This is a genomic window from Microbulbifer mixtoriginis (SeqCode) (assembly GCF_052466765.1).
Genome location: NZ_CP174289.1, coordinates 325,636 through 341,733 on the forward strand (window position 1 = coordinate 325,636; position 16,098 = coordinate 341,733).

The 16,098-nt window shown below is 46.1% G+C and carries 11 protein-coding genes; 2 read left to right on the forward strand and 9 right to left on the reverse strand.

Annotation, left to right across the window (positions count from 1 at the left end):
- Window positions 1-79 precede the first annotated feature (79 nt).
- Window positions 80-955 carry a LysR substrate-binding domain-containing protein gene (locus tag ACJJIV_RS01385; RefSeq protein ID WP_444890463.1) on the forward strand — a complete coding sequence of 292 codons (876 nt, stop codon included), beginning with the start codon at window positions 80-82 and terminating at the stop codon, window positions 953-955.
- A gap of 93 nt (window positions 956-1,048) precedes the next feature.
- Here the strand turns inward: ACJJIV_RS01385 and ACJJIV_RS01390 are convergent, their stop codons facing one another.
- From ACJJIV_RS01390 to ACJJIV_RS01405, 4 genes are all read right to left on the reverse strand, one after another.
- Window positions 1,049-1,258 carry a cold-shock protein gene (locus ACJJIV_RS01390; protein WP_020412807.1) on the reverse strand — a complete coding sequence of 70 codons (210 nt, stop codon included), beginning with the start codon at window positions 1,256-1,258 and terminating at the stop codon, window positions 1,049-1,051.
- Between the two features lie 301 nt (window positions 1,259-1,559).
- Complete coding sequence (locus tag ACJJIV_RS01395) at window positions 1,560-2,387, reverse strand: SDR family NAD(P)-dependent oxidoreductase (RefSeq protein ID WP_444890464.1); 828 nt, start codon at window positions 2,385-2,387, stop codon at window positions 1,560-1,562.
- A gap of 1 nt (window position 2,388) precedes the next feature.
- On the reverse strand, window positions 2,389-3,357 hold the full coding sequence (locus ACJJIV_RS01400) for an SDR family oxidoreductase (RefSeq protein WP_444890465.1): 969 nt from the start codon (window positions 3,355-3,357) through the stop codon (window positions 2,389-2,391).
- Between the two features lie 13 nt (window positions 3,358-3,370).
- Window positions 3,371-4,714: a flavin-containing monooxygenase gene (locus tag ACJJIV_RS01405; protein WP_444890466.1), complete on the reverse strand. Its 1,344-nt coding sequence runs from the start codon at window positions 4,712-4,714 to the stop codon at window positions 3,371-3,373.
- Between the two features lie 117 nt (window positions 4,715-4,831).
- On the opposite strand from ACJJIV_RS01405, the gene ACJJIV_RS01410 reads away from it, so the two are divergent.
- Entirely contained in the window at window positions 4,832-5,833 is a 1,002-nt protein-coding gene (locus ACJJIV_RS01410; RefSeq protein WP_444890467.1) for an AraC family transcriptional regulator, read from the forward strand.
- A 107-nt stretch (window positions 5,834-5,940) separates the two neighbouring features.
- Here ACJJIV_RS01410 and ACJJIV_RS01415 read toward each other — a convergent pair whose 3' ends face one another.
- The 5 genes from ACJJIV_RS01415 to ACJJIV_RS01435 form a co-directional block, all read right to left on the reverse strand.
- A complete protein-coding gene (locus ACJJIV_RS01415) occupies window positions 5,941-6,264 on the reverse strand; it encodes a hypothetical protein (RefSeq protein ID WP_444890468.1) in 324 nt (107 codons plus the stop codon).
- Window positions 6,265-6,358: 94 nt separating this feature from the next.
- Window positions 6,359-6,676 carry a hypothetical protein gene (locus tag ACJJIV_RS01420; RefSeq protein ID WP_444890469.1) on the reverse strand — a complete coding sequence of 106 codons (318 nt, stop codon included), beginning with the start codon at window positions 6,674-6,676 and terminating at the stop codon, window positions 6,359-6,361.
- Between the two features lie 162 nt (window positions 6,677-6,838).
- Window positions 6,839-7,141, reverse strand: a complete 303-nt coding sequence (locus ACJJIV_RS01425; protein ID WP_444890470.1) for a hypothetical protein — start codon at window positions 7,139-7,141, stop codon at window positions 6,839-6,841.
- Between the two features lie 626 nt (window positions 7,142-7,767).
- On the reverse strand, window positions 7,768-8,592 hold the full coding sequence (locus ACJJIV_RS01430) for an ankyrin repeat domain-containing protein (protein ID WP_444890471.1): 825 nt from the start codon (window positions 8,590-8,592) through the stop codon (window positions 7,768-7,770).
- A gap of 17 nt (window positions 8,593-8,609) precedes the next feature.
- The gene (locus tag ACJJIV_RS01435; protein WP_444890472.1) at window positions 8,610-15,815 is read right to left on the reverse strand and encodes an FG-GAP-like repeat-containing protein; all 7,206 of its coding nucleotides are present in this window, start codon (window positions 15,813-15,815) and stop codon (window positions 8,610-8,612) included.
- Window positions 15,816-16,098 lie beyond the last annotated feature (283 nt).

Consider the following 16,098-nt stretch of genomic DNA (forward strand, 5'->3'; position numbering starts at 1 on the left):
GCAGTCTATCAGCATTATTGACAAATGAGATATCTTTCCTTATAGATGAATTAATTTCATCTATAAGGAAGAGTAGTCCATGTATCCAAGCCTACCCTCCCTCAATTCCTTAAAGGTTTTTGATGCAGCTGCGAGGCTCGGTAGCTTCAAGAAAGCTGCAGAGGAACTCTTTATTACTCCTACAGCAGTATCCCATCAGATAAAAAGCCTGGAAGAAACGCTAGACAGCCAGCTGTTTGAGCGTAAAACCCGCGCAATACAATTAACAGAAGAAGGAAGGCTACTCGCAGAAACAACTTCACGAGTTTTTCAGCAACTTGCCGCAGCAATAGGTGAAATCGCTAACTCAAATCGTGTGATTTCTGTCAGTACAACTTCATCTTTTGCGGCTCTGTGGCTGGTTCCCCACCTGGAACGCTTTTATCAGAAGCATCCTGGTATCGAGATATCCATTTCGACCGGCGAACAGATAGATGATATTGAGCGCGACCGACACATTGATATAGCTATTCGCTACGGTGAATTTGATCCAAAAGCCAAAAATACCACAAAGCTTATTACTGAATCAGTGGGTATGTATGCTACGCGGAACTACTTATCAAACATAACCGACCTCGAGCAGGCGCAGCTATTAGAAACCAAATGGATCAACCAATCTTTAACCCCATTCAGTTGGAAATCCTTACTTGGCAACTTCAATAAAAACCTTACCATTCGTCAATATGATCAGGAACATCACGTTATACAAGCCGCACTGGCTAGCCAGGGGATTGCTTTAGTCAGTTCCCTGCTGATTCAGAATGCCTTACAGAACGAATGGTTGGTGCCGTATAAAAGCGCAGCTATAAAGCAAAAGGCTGAAGGGCTTTCATACTACGCAGTAATCCCAGGCCGAAATATAAACAATAAGCAGGTTAGCGTATTTCTTGATTGGCTACTTGAAGAAATAGAATAAACTATATATACAATTTATACGATATCGCCCTTACGAGCAAAACTCGTAAGGGCGACAAACAAGCCATTACTAAAAAGCAATAAGACTTAAAAATTAAAGGCAAATAATATTTTCTGCCTGAGGGCCCTTGGCACCCTGGGTAACTGTAAATTCTACAGCTTGCCCTTCCTGCAATGTTTTAAAGCCACTGCTGGCAATATTGCTGAAGTGTGCAAAAACATCGGGGCCGGATTTTTGTGCGATGAAACCAAAACCTTTGGCTTCATCGAACCACTTAACAGTGCCAGTCGTTGTGTTAGACATAATAAATATCCTGAGAAAATAAATTGATCATAGTTGACCTATTGGTCGAGCGGGCAAAAACTGAGAATTTATAAAGAGACAGAACGAAGGATTATGACTAAAACTACGAGTTGAACTAAAATAAAAACTGGGCGTTTATACCAGCTATCAGGATAGTAGCACCTAAAGCTAACTCGTGTCTATAAAAATAGAAATTAAGGGTAGGAATGAAGCAGATAACTCAATAACTGTATTATAAATAGCCTATTTTAAAGATTTTCCTCTCAAACTAAAGTTCACTCAGCGTTCTAGAGTGCTCCCACTAGGGAGTTGTATCTAGCTCCATACGAAAGCGCCTTCTTAATTGTTTGAGAAAGGTCATCGGGGCCAGCCTGTACAAGTAGGCTCCAATCAGGCTTATATCTTTCGGAAACCAACGCTCCCTGCCCTTTTCCAATGCCATCATAATCTGATTGGCCATCCACTCAGGGCTACGCACCGTTCCCACGGTGCTCCTTTGGTGCCTGGCCTGCCCACCATCTCCAGCTAAAGCGTTTTGCTCAATCGTTGTAGCCAGGAAACTTGGGTAAACCATTAATACACTAACTCCATCGTTCCGAACTTCCTCACGGAATACCTCGAAATACTGGTGCAATGCACTCTTGGCTGCGCAATAGCCCGCGCGCCCCAATACCGGCATCCATCCCGCCATTGAACTGATATTTACCACACAGCCAGAGGCCTCTTTTAGCTCCGCAAACATACCTTGAGTAAGCTCTACCGGTGCATGGTAATTCACCGCCATCACCTTACGATTAACCGCGCTGGACGTTTGTGTAGAGAGGCTTCGGTGTGTAATGCCGGCATTGTTTACCAGCAGGTCAACTCTCGAGTACTCATTCCGTAAGGATTCAACCAGCTCCTCTACGGCCAAATAATTTGATAGATCAACGGTATATATTCTGACTCGAACATCGAGATCCCTAAGCTGGGTCTCTCTTTGGCGAAGTTTTTCAGTGGAAATATCGACCAGAACAAATTCAGCTCTATATTTTTTTGCAAGGCACAGGGTAATCGCCCAACCCAAGCCTCCAGCTGCCCCAGTAATCACAAAAGTCTTCTGTAAATTTTCCGACTGACTTGTGACCATTTCAACTATCCTCCACAAGCAAGGGCGATTTACTGGAGAGCGCTACCATACCGAGAGATTTTTCTGCAAACAGGCGGAAGACTTCTCTGGAAGTCTTCTCCGGAATAAAGCCCAACTCTTCTTTCAAGCGGCGGTTATCCAGTACCGGTCTGTATTGCAAAAAGGCTACATGGTCTGGGTGGGTATCTGTTAAGTGGAGGCTGTAACCCAGCCAGAGAGCTGCTTTTATTAGCCAGACTGGCGGTCTTATCAGTGGCTTGGACAGAATCTGAGCTATTTTCCTGGGACTAAGACTGCCATCACCGGTTAGATTGAATATGCCACTGGCCCCAGTACTCACACCAAGCGCGAGTGCGCGGATCACATCCTGGTCCCAGATAAAAACAAAGGGGGAATTGTGCCCACCGGGATCCAGAAGCACTTTTCGGCTAAAGAGTGCGCTGATTTTGTTATTGGTCTGTGCACCCAACACAGAAGACACACGAAAAACCAGCTGTTTGAGATACGGATACCGCTCACGGTATTCAGCCAGCAACTCCTCTACTTTACGCTTGTTATTGGAGTAGCCAAATTCAGGATTCCCCCTCAAGGGGTGATGTTCTTCGAGTTTGGGTGGATTATCCGGATAATAACCATAGGCGGCGCCGCTACTTGTCACAGTGATATGTTCAACCCCAGCGTAGAGACAGGCCTCTAATACATTCCTTGTGCCTTCCACATCTATACGGTATTCAGCAGCATGATCACGGCCCGCCGCCATCACCGACGCTAGATGAATCACATGGGTTATAGATTCCGCCTGAATAAACTGACCAAGGTCTTTATCACAAATATCCCGCGCCAGAATGGGAAAACTCGCGGCTCTAGTTCGAATATCCACCCCAATCACAGGGAAAGTCTTACTCAATTGCTCCCCGAGCTGATGACCGATATATCCCGCCGCCCCGGTAATTAAAACCCGCTTGTTCATTCTGAGGCTCCTGTCAGGAAATCGCTTCTGATCTATTTGTATGAAAAACCTCCTCTCGCGGCAGCAGGTCTTTTTGTAAATCTGCCTTGTGCGTTCTGAGTGCCTTTAAATAGGCGTCTTTATGTACGTAATACGCCATGCGCTCAAGGTCCAGATAATGCATACCGCCGTTTACACGATTTGCTGATCTCTGCTGAATGATTTTCCTAAATCTACTAGCAGACGGTGCACCAGAAATTAACTGGCGAATATAAAGGGCAACAAGCTCTGCTTGCTTGTTACGCCCTTCCCATCCCAATCCAGCCGCCTCCACCATACCCATCATAAATAGGTTATCGGATTCAGGATGAAATACATTCAGATACAGGCTCGGTGCATAACCACTCCAGTTCAGTTCACTGCTATCGATAAACGGATAGTGCAACTTGTAACCGGTGGCCTGTACGATCAGGTCATATTCTCCACATCCACCCTCTGAGAACTTCACCTTATTCCCATGCACCGATTTGATATCAGACCTGGGGTTGATATCGCCATGGCCAATATGATGCAGCAGTAAGGAGTTGACTACCGGGTGGGATTCAAAGAGTCGGTAATTGGGCTCTGGCAAACCATATTGAGATGGGCTGCCTAAAGAGAATTTGACCAGCGCTTTTGTAAGGCGCCGCTTAACAAAGAGAGGCAACCGAAGCTTGCCGCCCAGCTGATCGATAGGCTTACCGGCTATGTACTTCGGCAGAAAGTAATAGCCTCGGCGCAGGCTAATATCAACGCTTTTCGCTTTATGGACTGCGTCTACAGCAATATCCGCCCCACTGTTGCCACAACCAATCAACAGGACTCTTTTGCCAGCAAAGATTTCAGAGGATTGGTATTGCGCAGAATGTAACAACTCCCCGCTAAATTGGCCTGGAAGTGCAGGCCGATTGGGGTGATGCAAAGTGCCGCTGGCAATGAGTAATCCACCAAACTCCCGAGTTCTTTCCTGCCACTTTCTACGAGTGGTAATCAGCCAGTTTTCTCCACTGCGCTCGCACCTCAAAACTTCTGTGTCGAACTCGTAATGGCCGTAAAGGCCAAATTCTCTCGCATAGGAGCAGAAGTAATCCCGCATCACCCGATGGCTTGGGTAGTCAGCAACACTCTCCCCCATCGGAAACTCAGCGAATTCAGTCATTTTCTTGGAGGAAATAAGGTGGGCCGACTCATACATAGTACTAGTGGGGTTATCAATATCCCATAAGCCACCAACATCACCGTGCAACTCAAAGCCGATACAGGGAATACCATGCTTGAGTAAATTTCGAACAGTGCAAAGCCCCATAGGACCGGCACCAATTACGGCGTAAGGTTTCACGGAAGTTGCCCCTCCCTGTTGACTTGTTTAAGAGCCCAGTCAGAAGGAATATATCGTGACAAACCCACTAAGGATCGTCATTATCGGGCAGGTACTGGTTATTTTGGGACATTCATAATGGATTTGACCGACACCAGAAGCGTTAACCTGAGCTATACCAAAGCTTTACTAGAGGCTTTAGCCAGCATGGATCTCCCTATACCGGGGGAAACCAATAAAATCCTGTCCCAAATACACCAGAAGGAACGCATCTCTATTCATCTGCAGGAGCAGCTGTGGGAGTCGGTAATCAATAGCTACCCCGACACTCTACTGGGTATTAAGCTCGGGCTTGCCATGCAGGCCAACCAAATCGGCCTAGTGGGTTACCTGCTGATGACGCAAAAAGATTTGGGAGAGGCGATAGAGCAATTGATTAGTTACCACCCACTGCTGGGCGAAGGTGGGCACTTTGAACTGCGACGCGATGCATTCTCGGTAAACCTCTGCTATCACCCCAACTTCCTGAATTTTGCGCAAATCCGGGTAGAAACGGTGCTCGCTGCTTGTATTGCGCAAACCCGAATTTTAACTGGCGGGAAGTTTCAGCCCCTTAAACTACTACTCGCTTACCCTGCGCCTAGCCTTGCCCTGCAGCAACGCTATCAGGCACTGTTACAAATACCCGTAGAGTTCAATGCAGAGGTGTCGGCAATCCAATTTCCCACTAAAGATCTGTCGCTGCCATTAATCGCCGCAGATAAAGAAGTGGAGGCCTGCTTAAAGCCAAAGGCAGAAGCCCTCCTACAGGCGCTTACAAAGAAATCCCTGCACCGGAAAGTAACCCTATTGCTGCAGCAAGCTCCAAACTTAACACGTGAGCAAGTCGCACAGCGCCTTTGCCTTAGCCCAAGGCACCTAGCGCGAAAATTACAAGAAGAACAGCTTAGCTTCCGTGTACTACAGGATGAGGTACGCAGCTATTATGCAAAGCAGTGGTTAAGAGAGGGGGAAAAAACCAACCTGGAAATCGCTGTAGCGCTTGGGTACACGGATGAGAGTGCGTTTGGAAAAGCTTTTAAGCGTTGGGGTGGAGTAACGCCTAGCGTTTATAGAGAAAACCACATTATAAATTCTTAATAAACTTGATCAGGTCATTTAGAATTCATTGACTTACCTAGCTTATAGGCAGCAGGCAACAGAGCTAGTCTTTACCACTGCCTTTGCATCTATCATTACCGCAAACCTTAAACGTCTTCGGAAACTCTAATAGAGACAGCATTCATATCGCTGCCATCACAGCCTTTCACCCTGAGAGTCACCTTCGAGTTAGTATGATAAGCGGAGAGTGCTATGGAGAGAATGTGATCAAACATCGGGTTAGTTACACCGACCTTTAATCTTGCAGAAGCACAGTCTTCCACTATGACATTTTCATTAGACTCGATATAGAGCTCGGCCAAGCCCCAACCTATCCCAACACTTTTAATGGTAATTGGAGGCGTAGTTGTATCCGCCATAGCAACTTGAGAAATCAAAAACAACAAAAAAACGCAAATAAACTTTTTCACAAAAACTTCCGATACTATCATTCGACTCAACAACAAATCCTAACCACGCAGGATTCTATTTGGCCCACACTCATAAGCCTAAGAGCTTAAAGGATTAATCTGTAATCTTGATCGCCACTGCATTCATATCGGTTCCATCACAGCCTTTCACCCTAAGAGTTACTTTCGACTTAGTATGGTAAGCGGAGAGTGCTATGGAGAGGATATGGTTAAACATGGGGTTAGTTGAACTTACCTTCAACCTTACATTTGAACAATCTTCAACAATGACATTTTCATTGGACTCAATAAAAAGGTCACTTGATCCCCAGCCAGTACCAATAGCTTTAATAGTAATTAACGGAGTGGAAGTATCCGCCAAAGAAGCCTGAGCAATAAAAGACAACAAAAAGACACAAATAATTTTTTTCATAAAAAAATTCCGCAAACCATACTTACAGCACCTAACAGGTAAGACCTGACATGCTGATTACTACCTTACCAAAAGCTACCAGAGTAGCCTCAAAACCTTATTACCAAGCATTAAAACTTTAGCCGATAAAAAATCACAAAATTCACTTGAAAATTCAAGAGGTTAGAAATTCTGATAAAGATAATCTATTGGCTTTCTATTACCTTCACAAACCTCAACCCTCACTGCAACCTCTGCACCTGTAGCTGCCGCTGACAACAATATAGAGAACCATGCTTTTTTGACTTCAGAATCGAGTGTAAATTCATAGTACTCATTAAGAGAGCCATTACACGAATCTTCTTTTAACCGGAACTTTACAGATTCACCACTGGGGTAAATTCTATCAACCAGGCCCACATTAGTCACAGCAAACGACTTTGCCGAGAGAATAAGAAGAAACAATAAAATGGATGATTTTTTCATACCAACCTCAGAAACACCAAACAATAAACCAATCAACTTTCACCTGCGCACCCCATCAATAGCCTGAGGCTCACATGCAAAAATCCATTTTATTTTTAGGTGAAAATTCAATTACGATAAACACCTACTTATATCGCTACAATATGCTGATATAAGTTCCCCACTCAAACGTTCTCCACCCTGCCAGAGCTTCATACAGCAAGCACTAAAGACATCACCATACCCTTCATCTCCGGGTCCTCTGTATTGACAACACTGACTTTATCGTAAAGACGGCTAGCGGCAGTAGGCGCAGGGTAAATTGCAAAAGTTCCGTTAGATGCCAGCCTAGACCAAGGAGAGCCATCAGAAACAAATGGACCTTCATAGGCGACCGCCGAAACACTTAAAAAAATACCCCTGAAATTAAATGCTTCTTAAGCCTGCTCAGTATTAACACCTTACACCATTATTAAAATAATAAAATCATTTGCAGTATCCTAGATAACAGCTCACTCCATATGCAACCAAACCGGACAGGTATTCCCGAGAGTTAAGCTGTACCGAAATTATGAATCCAGCGCTATGACTTTTGCAAAGGAGCATGTGGAGCTAACAATTTACACTACCCCAATTATTAAAATTAGCTACTGAGAAATATTCACTCCTCGCTCAGACAACCAAGCGATAACTTTCTGCAGATCCCTCTCCTGCGAGCTACCAGAGACGAAAGCCCCCACATTTTGTGCCACTCGACTCGCCAAATCACGACCACTGTCATTCTTAATTTTATAATCGGCGCCAGCTTCTAATAGCTCATAAACAATATCAAACCTCCCCAGCCCAGCAGCTTTCATCACAGGGGTCTGACCACCGATAGGAAGATATGAAGATTCATCAATTGTCCTAGCATTAATATTAGCCCCCGACTTCAGCAGAATCTGTCGATTCTCCTTACGGTCATTTCCTATAAGGCCAATGGTTTCAAACAAGGGAGTTTCACTGAATTGACCAGCTACCAAGTTGGGGTCGCCTCCATATTGCAAGGCGGCCTTCAGATAGTCGGCATTCTCGTGCTTCGCTGCCCAATGCATCACGGAGCCACCGGCAAACAGGATATTTGGATCAGCACCCGCGTCAAGCAACTTTATAAAACCATTTAAGTTACTATTGCGCAATGCCCAAAACAATGGAGTCGTATTCTTCTTACCTCGTGCGTTGACATCAACACCTTTTGCAAGCAATTCATCAACTTGCTTGACTTTACCTTTCCCAGCTGCCTTGGCCAAGGCTCTCACCTGACGATCTGGAAACATTGTTTCTAGCGGCATCAAGATTACAAGCTCTTTTTGCTGATGTTTATTAAAAGCCTCTTCGGATTTATTCATGGCGTCATATTCGATTTCTTCAGCCTTGCAGCCGGAAAGTCCCAACGCAAAACTTATGATTAAGAAATAAAAACTTCTTTTCATTTTTAGTGTACCTAATATCAACATCCCATTGCCTCACAAACTCCATCCATGCCATGTAAACCAGCTGCTCCCAGAGAAACCTGCTCACCAGGCACTTCGGCGGGAGTCAGTGCATTCCCCAAACGCAATACGTCAAATGAACTGTAGAAATAAGTCACAGATCCACGCGATGGAACATAACTGCCCAAGCTATTAATATGTACTCCTGCTGCATTGAAGACGGTGGCACTGCCACCTGTCCAAATTGCTGAAGCAGCCGCTATACCACCACCAAGAGAGTGGCCCGTGAAATGAATATTGCCCTTAGTGCTTTCAAAGTACTTAAGAGCCAGCTCGATTCCTGAGTCATGTTGAGTACTCCCATAGCCATAAGCCTGCTTAAAATTGGCTTTCCAGTTCGCCCAGGATGTTGGGCTAGTGCCAGCAAAAGCCAATACATGATGGCCGGCTTCATTAACAAAAAGCGCCGCTTGTAACCCGTTGTCCTCAGTGAAAGGTTTGACTATCTGGTAACCACCGGCTCCCTCAAAATCAGGTTTATAAACACCTTTGGCTATCTTCGCGTAAATAATTTCCTGTTGGGTTGGTTTTCGTGCTGCGTGTATTCCCACTTTAACTATTGTCGAAAACGCTGCAGTAGCCGCTCCATTTGCAAACTTTCCACCTGTTAACTTGGAAGCCGTGCCACCAATGACAGTGCTAATAGCTACCCTACCAATATCACTATTGATTGTACCGACTAGTGGAGAGGCTGCTACAGTAAATCCAGCAGAGACAAACCCATGTCCAAACTTACCTCCTTGTAAATAGCTTGACGCTCCTCCAACCAATCCGGCATAAAAAATTGCTTCTCCAAATGTAATAGCATTTGACTCTAAACCAGTTCCAATCTTACCAAAGGCATACGTCGATACCCCAGCGATTACTGCATTTTTAAACCCGTCCGCATAAGAGCCGCCAAAGGCCATTGTCATATCATATGCGCCTGCTGCAGCACAAAGAGGCGCGTAAGGACCACAAGCCATAGAGCCCACTGCATTCAAAACGCCACTCCACTGAGGCCCAATGGCTTTGAAAACCATTTGCATCGGACTAAGTAACTTACGAAGACTAAAATAACCACTTGGATCAGTTGCATTCAGCGGGTTATTTCGCACATAGCTATAGCGGTTATACATCTGCGTATCGGCAGCCGCCTGGATAAACGGGTCCGCCTGCATAAAGCGCCCCAAACGCGGATCGTAGATACGGCCATTCATATGAATCAGCCCCACCTCATCCAGCATTTCATGGCCTGTGTAACCACGGGTGGTACGGCTGTGATCGAAGTTCGATAGCGCAGTCAGGGATAACGCATTCCAGTTGGCGCTATTGCGACGCTGCCCCCAGGCATCGAAGGACATTTCCTGCACTACCTTACCGGTTTTATCGGTAATCAGGTCCATTGAGCCCAGGTGGTCCTTGTAGAGGAACAGCTTATCGGTAGAGAGGAGCTTATAGTCCTTATCGGTTTTAACGGTATAGACTGCCGTGCCCACCAAGTGACGCTTCCAATCGATCTCATTGGGCTTACTGGACTTCTGGATACGCTCGATACCGCCGATATACCAGGTCTCTGTCACTTCCCCGTTACTACTATTGGTGTCCTTGCGGTAGTAGCGGCTATGGCTGGGGCCATAGAGGAACTCAGTGGTGTTATTTCCCTTTTTAATCAGGGAGGCTTTATCGAAGGTGGTGTAGTTAATAGTACGGCCACCATCAAAGCCATCGGAAGTCATATTGCCGTTGAGGTCATATCTATAGCTAACGCCTCCGGCGGTTGTTACCGCATGGGGGCCAGCACCATTTTCACCATAGACATACTCCCCTACGCCGGCTTTAAAAGTGATATTGCCGATAGCGTTATAACGGATATCCTGTTCGGAGACGCTGAGGCCACTACAGTTGACGTTGCTGCTACCTATGTGGGTTTTAATCAAACGGTTGAGCTTGTCATAGCAGAAGCTCTCTCGAAGATCCTTGCTTCCACTCTGGTTGTGACGGCTGGTGAGATTGCCGAGGGTATCCCACTGGTAGCTGATATCTTGGATACCAAAGGTTCCCAATACCGTAGAGGTCTGCTTTGTTAGGCGGCCGCTGGCAGCTTCGTAAGTAAAATTAGACGTTGCGCCGTTACCCAATAGCTGCTCTTTCAGTTGGCCGCGAGCAGTCTGGGCTTTCACTTCCTGAATCAGGTCTCCGGTGGCCAGATCTACTACCTTGTAGAGATATCCATAGGTATTGTAGAAATTCTGAGTCCCTGATTTGCCACCATCGAGCATGCTATCGAGCGCATCGTAGCTGTATTCGACACGACCATGGCCATCAAATACCGTGGTGGTGACATAAGAGGGTTGTGTACCAGCCCCATCAAAGTCCACCGCCTGGATATGATTTCGGCCTACCTGGTCATATTCGTACACCACCTGATAGCCAGAGACGCTGTCCATGACCATCTCCACCTGGCCCAAACCATTGGCGGCACTGTCATAGAACCAGGAGACATCGCTAGAGGGGGCACTAGAGCCTTTAGACTTTTCAATACGCGTGGACTGCCTGCCCAATTGGTCGTAGGTTAACTCTACGGTGTGGCCATTCGCATTGGTTTGCTTTTTCAACTCACCAAAGCCGGTATATTCGTAGTGCCACTCTCCCTTATCGGGATCGTCCATACGGACTTTACGGCCCAGATCGTCATATTCGATTGTGACCACAATGGGATAACTAAGACCATCGCCTTCGTCGATATGTGCACCGGCAGTATTCGCCTTGCCCCAGGATTTGGCTTTATGCAAATTGCCCTGGCTGTCATATTCGTAGGTGAGGCGGCCATCAATCGCATCAATGACTTCTACCAACTCACCAGCCACATTTTTGATCTCAGTTTTTTGCTGGCCTTTATCATTGGTGGTGATGGTCTTAAGGCCGCTATAGGTGATGCTGGACACTGAGCCATCTGGCGCAGTGACACGGCTTGGGCGGCCGAGCAGGTCATACTCCATTTTGGACCATTGGCGGGTATCACCAGAGAAGTAAGGCTCACTGGCAAACTTCACGCGGCCCAGATTATCGTATTCTTTATCGGTATAGATTTTACTGTTGAAGCCCTTGGTTTCAGTTCTTATAGAACGCCCCAGTGTGTCGAAGTATTCCCTACTCCAGCTACCGGTACTGCTATGAGTGGTCACCATATATTGTGCACCGGCCGGACAGGCGATAACACAGCGCTCATAGTCCGTCAGTTTATCCGCGCCGGTATTACTCTGACTGATGGTTTCACGGCCGAACTTATCGTAGGCAAACCCGGTTTCCAGCCCATTCATCCCCTTCACTTCCAGCGGTGCGCCAAAGTGATTTCGGGAAACCACCCTTTCGGTTAGGTGATCGAGGGCATTGTAGCTTTCAAACACATAGCGGCCGGAAAGGTCATACACCGTTCTTGCACTACGAGCGGCTTCGCCGGGAGCAGCTACCGTCTTCTTATTAACGTTGCCAAAATTGTCATATTCATAAGCGGTAGTCTGCTTGTATTCTGGCTTATTAGGCTCAATAACCTCGGTTTTTAAAAGGCCGTTGAGCACGCCCGATGCATAATAAGTAAAGGCTGACTCGCGGATATGGCTGGGCATACCCGGGCGAGTACTGGTCACTTTTGTTGCAGTTAGGCGGCCCTTTTCTTTTTCCCAGACACTGCTGCCATAGGTATTTTCCGTTTTCTTAACAAACTGATCGCCGGAGATGCCGTCTTTTGTGACAACGTCGATACTGAGCGCATTGCCATAGGCATCGTAGCTGTTTGTGGTGGTAACGCTTTGCAGCAGTTCCCCCTGGGTGCTACCGGCATCCTTCAGGTCAAAAGTTTCTTCCACCGCTTGATAAATAAAAGGTTGATAAGGCGGCAGTGGTTTTCCGCTACCATTCCAGCCCTGTAGACGCCAATTGTTGCTCGCCCGGCTTAGCAATTGCCCTTCGGCAGTGCGGGTTTCGGTCTTTAGCGGCCTGCCCACAAATGGGAAGTCCTGGCGGTAGGTAGTTTCCGTCACTACGCCAGTTTGGTTATCGGTAGTGCTGATTTTCTGGAAACCCAGCATACCCCGCCCAGCGGCCTGGAGTTTCATCTGATGGTAGTGGTAGGAAACCGAACTGAGGGCAGACTGGTTAACAGAACCCGGTGCGGCAGCGGCGGCAGGGGCAGAACTTTCCACCTTAGCAACCAGGTACATAGGGCTCAGAATATCCAATACCGGCTTATCTTTACCTAAGGTGTGACTATCCGCAGGTAAATCCCAATCGCCATTCAGTGCGGTATAGAAAGCATCAATGCTGCCTTCCGTTGCCACATCCAAACGAGTGTAAAGCTCGTCGTAGCGCATGTTCTGATAAGTAATATTGGTAATATTACCAAGGCCATTATCTATCTTATTAATTACATTGCGCGGAATATTCTTATATTGAGAGTCGCGGGTATTATCCAGGCGAGTGTAAACGATACCACTAGAAGCATCATAACGGTGATAATCGGCTTCTCCATCGCCATTCGTGTCCGCAAACCATACCATGTCATTAGAAGCTATAGTGCCACAATAGGTAGCACTGCCCGAGCAATCAGAGAGGTGATCAAAAGGTCTGCTATCGGAAGAGTCAATAAATTCGCCGGCATTTTGATCAAAGTAGCGAACGTTCACATCATTCCAAGGGGAAGAAACCGGCCAGACGAAATCCTGATAACCATCATTATTCAGGTCTACAAAGGAGCCCCTGCTACTTCCAAGGTATCCCAGATCCTTAAAGCCTGTGCCAGTGCTGAGCATGCTATAAAAGCTACCGGAATTCCCAGGGTAGGCAATATCCGTGAGACCGTCGCCATTAATATCTATTGCAATAGGGCTTTTTGAAGTATTCGTCGTCGAGAGTACACCGATAGAGCGGAATTCCTTCGCTTCTTGATCGAATACGGCGGCTTCGAATCCAGCAGAGGTGGCCACCAGGATATCCATAGCGCCATCACCATTAAAATCGCCCAGGGTATCGGGCAGACGTCCGCTGGACTTCATACTGGCAGCGCCAGAAATATTCAACGGGTAACTGGTGTATTCATCACTGAATTTATAGTAATTTTTAATTGACACCTCTCTCCCTGCTGACTCTAAAAGGCGTACAACAACTTTCGCTCCAGAACTGCTGCTGTAGCTAATAGAAATATAATCTGCCAGGCCATCACCGTTAAAGTCGGCAAAAATGACATCTTTATTGGTTCTTTGGGTAGTAATTGGCCTGGAATCTAATTTCCAGCGCTTACTCGCGGTATCGTAACGACTTAGATAAACAAGCCAAGTTCTCGCAGGGAGACCACCATAATTGGAGCGTGGGTCATATATGGCCAGATCATGGCGGCCGTCACCATTAAAATCCAATACCCGGATTGCGAAGTCTTCACCAACATTGGCGCCGGTAAAGTACTCAGAAGTAAACACGCCGCCGGTAAAGTCCTGCTTTACAAAAACTGAACCATATGAAATCGCATATTTAACGCGAATATCCGTATCGTTCCCATCATCATCGTACCCTTCGATCCAGACGATATCCTGCTTACCATCACCGTTAAAATCGGCGTACTTGTAATCAGATAGGAAACGGTTCTTGGTGGGCGAGAAATCGATAGCTTCCCACTTCTCTCCAAATTGGTGCCATGGCGCCTGTAGCCATTCGAAGCTGATCGCAGGGAGGCAACTAGAACCTACGCACTCCTGTATGGATGTCAGCAAGGAAGTTCGATCATTATAATTTTCCTTGGGAATGAAGGGCAGAACTGGGTTATACCCCAGATTGTACTCACGAATTACTTTACCATTAGAGCTGGAGGTGATTTTTTCCAGGCGCTGAGTGGTTTTAAGTTCATAGCCTGCGGTATAGCCCCGAAGGTGCTCTGGGCGGTCTTCATAGAAAAATCTTACTTCCGCTTCATAGGAGCCCGAACCATAGGCATAGCGGATAGACCGAACTCGGTGCCCTGACTCCGAATCACCCTCATACAAAAACTCGATTGGATTACCAACATTATCCTCAAAGCGATTCTGTGCCCAAGTGAGCACATTGCTCCCTGCAAGTTGCTTGGAATCACTACTATTCCCGTAGTAACTGACCGATCCATCTTTACGTTCCACTTTAAAATAAGACGGCTTACCAAGGCTGCCACCTATTGATGTGACTGTGGCAAAAGAATCCATCTCAGTTTTATATACCGCACCAACTGCGCCATATTGAGAGCCACCAACTTGTATTAGACGCTGACCATCTAAGCAGAATCGATCAGATTCGGTCCAGTTAATAGGCCCAACACTACCGTCAATTGATAATGTCTGGCGACAACGAGAAATTCCAGAAAGGCCACCAATTGCCCAACCTTTACCAACCAGGCCGTTGCCACCACTACTGCTATAGTTCAGAGAAATTTCTGGTACAACTCCTGCTGTACCTGCAGCTGTTGCGATTGGAAAGGAGTAGGTTGCCGCGCCGGATTCATTGACTCGGAATTGCCCACCAGAAGCCCCAGCCATATTGGGCGATTGAATATTGGCTGGAGTGGAATACTCACCAAAAGCGCCAGATTCATCGGCATGAAAAACATAATCTCCCGCAGTGATGTCTTCTCTACCATCTTCATTCTTATCCTGTATCACAACAGAGTCGACACCTACACTGGCGAGGATTGCTGCCGCATAAGCTATTGAGTCATCACTGTTATCGGTGGAGAGAGTTTGAATAAGCGCTGGCAAGCCATTTCCCTGTGCATGAATAATCAGAGGCATAGAGGCAAGAAGGAGCAAATCTGTTGCACCGTCACCATTAAAATCGCCAAATAAGGAAAGGTTTTTTTCTAATTTTTTAAGATTGGCAACTTCCAAATCGGTAAGAGTCGTCTCTAACGGATCTTCATAACTTTCCTTGTCCTTGTTTAAGTACAAGACAAAATTAGGTAACTGCGGCATTACCAGAGGGGTAACAATATCTCCATGTAAAAGAACTAATGGACGATTATACTCAAAGTATAAGTCTTCACGGCCATCGTCGTTGATATCGCCCTGATAAATGGTATATCCATTTTTTTGAATCCCCGTAGCTGCAACTACTGTAGAAGAGAAAGCGGCACAAAAAGCCAACAGAAAAAACAACGAAATACGCATAAATATCTCTACAAAGACATCAACGGGGATTCAATCTATCAAGGCAAAAATGGAAACTTATACCTTATAAATATGCTTTAGAAGTATTATTTTTTAAATCAAACTTCTTAAAAATAAGCATCCTCAGATCACAGCACACCCCTTTAAATACACTGCTCCCGAGGGAGCGCGGAGTATAATAGCCGCATATTTTTTAAACAAACCAAAAACCTGACCTAAAATTTATTTTGACTTTCCGGTCAACAAAAATCGGGATGCAGTTTCATTAAAATGATGTTTAAGA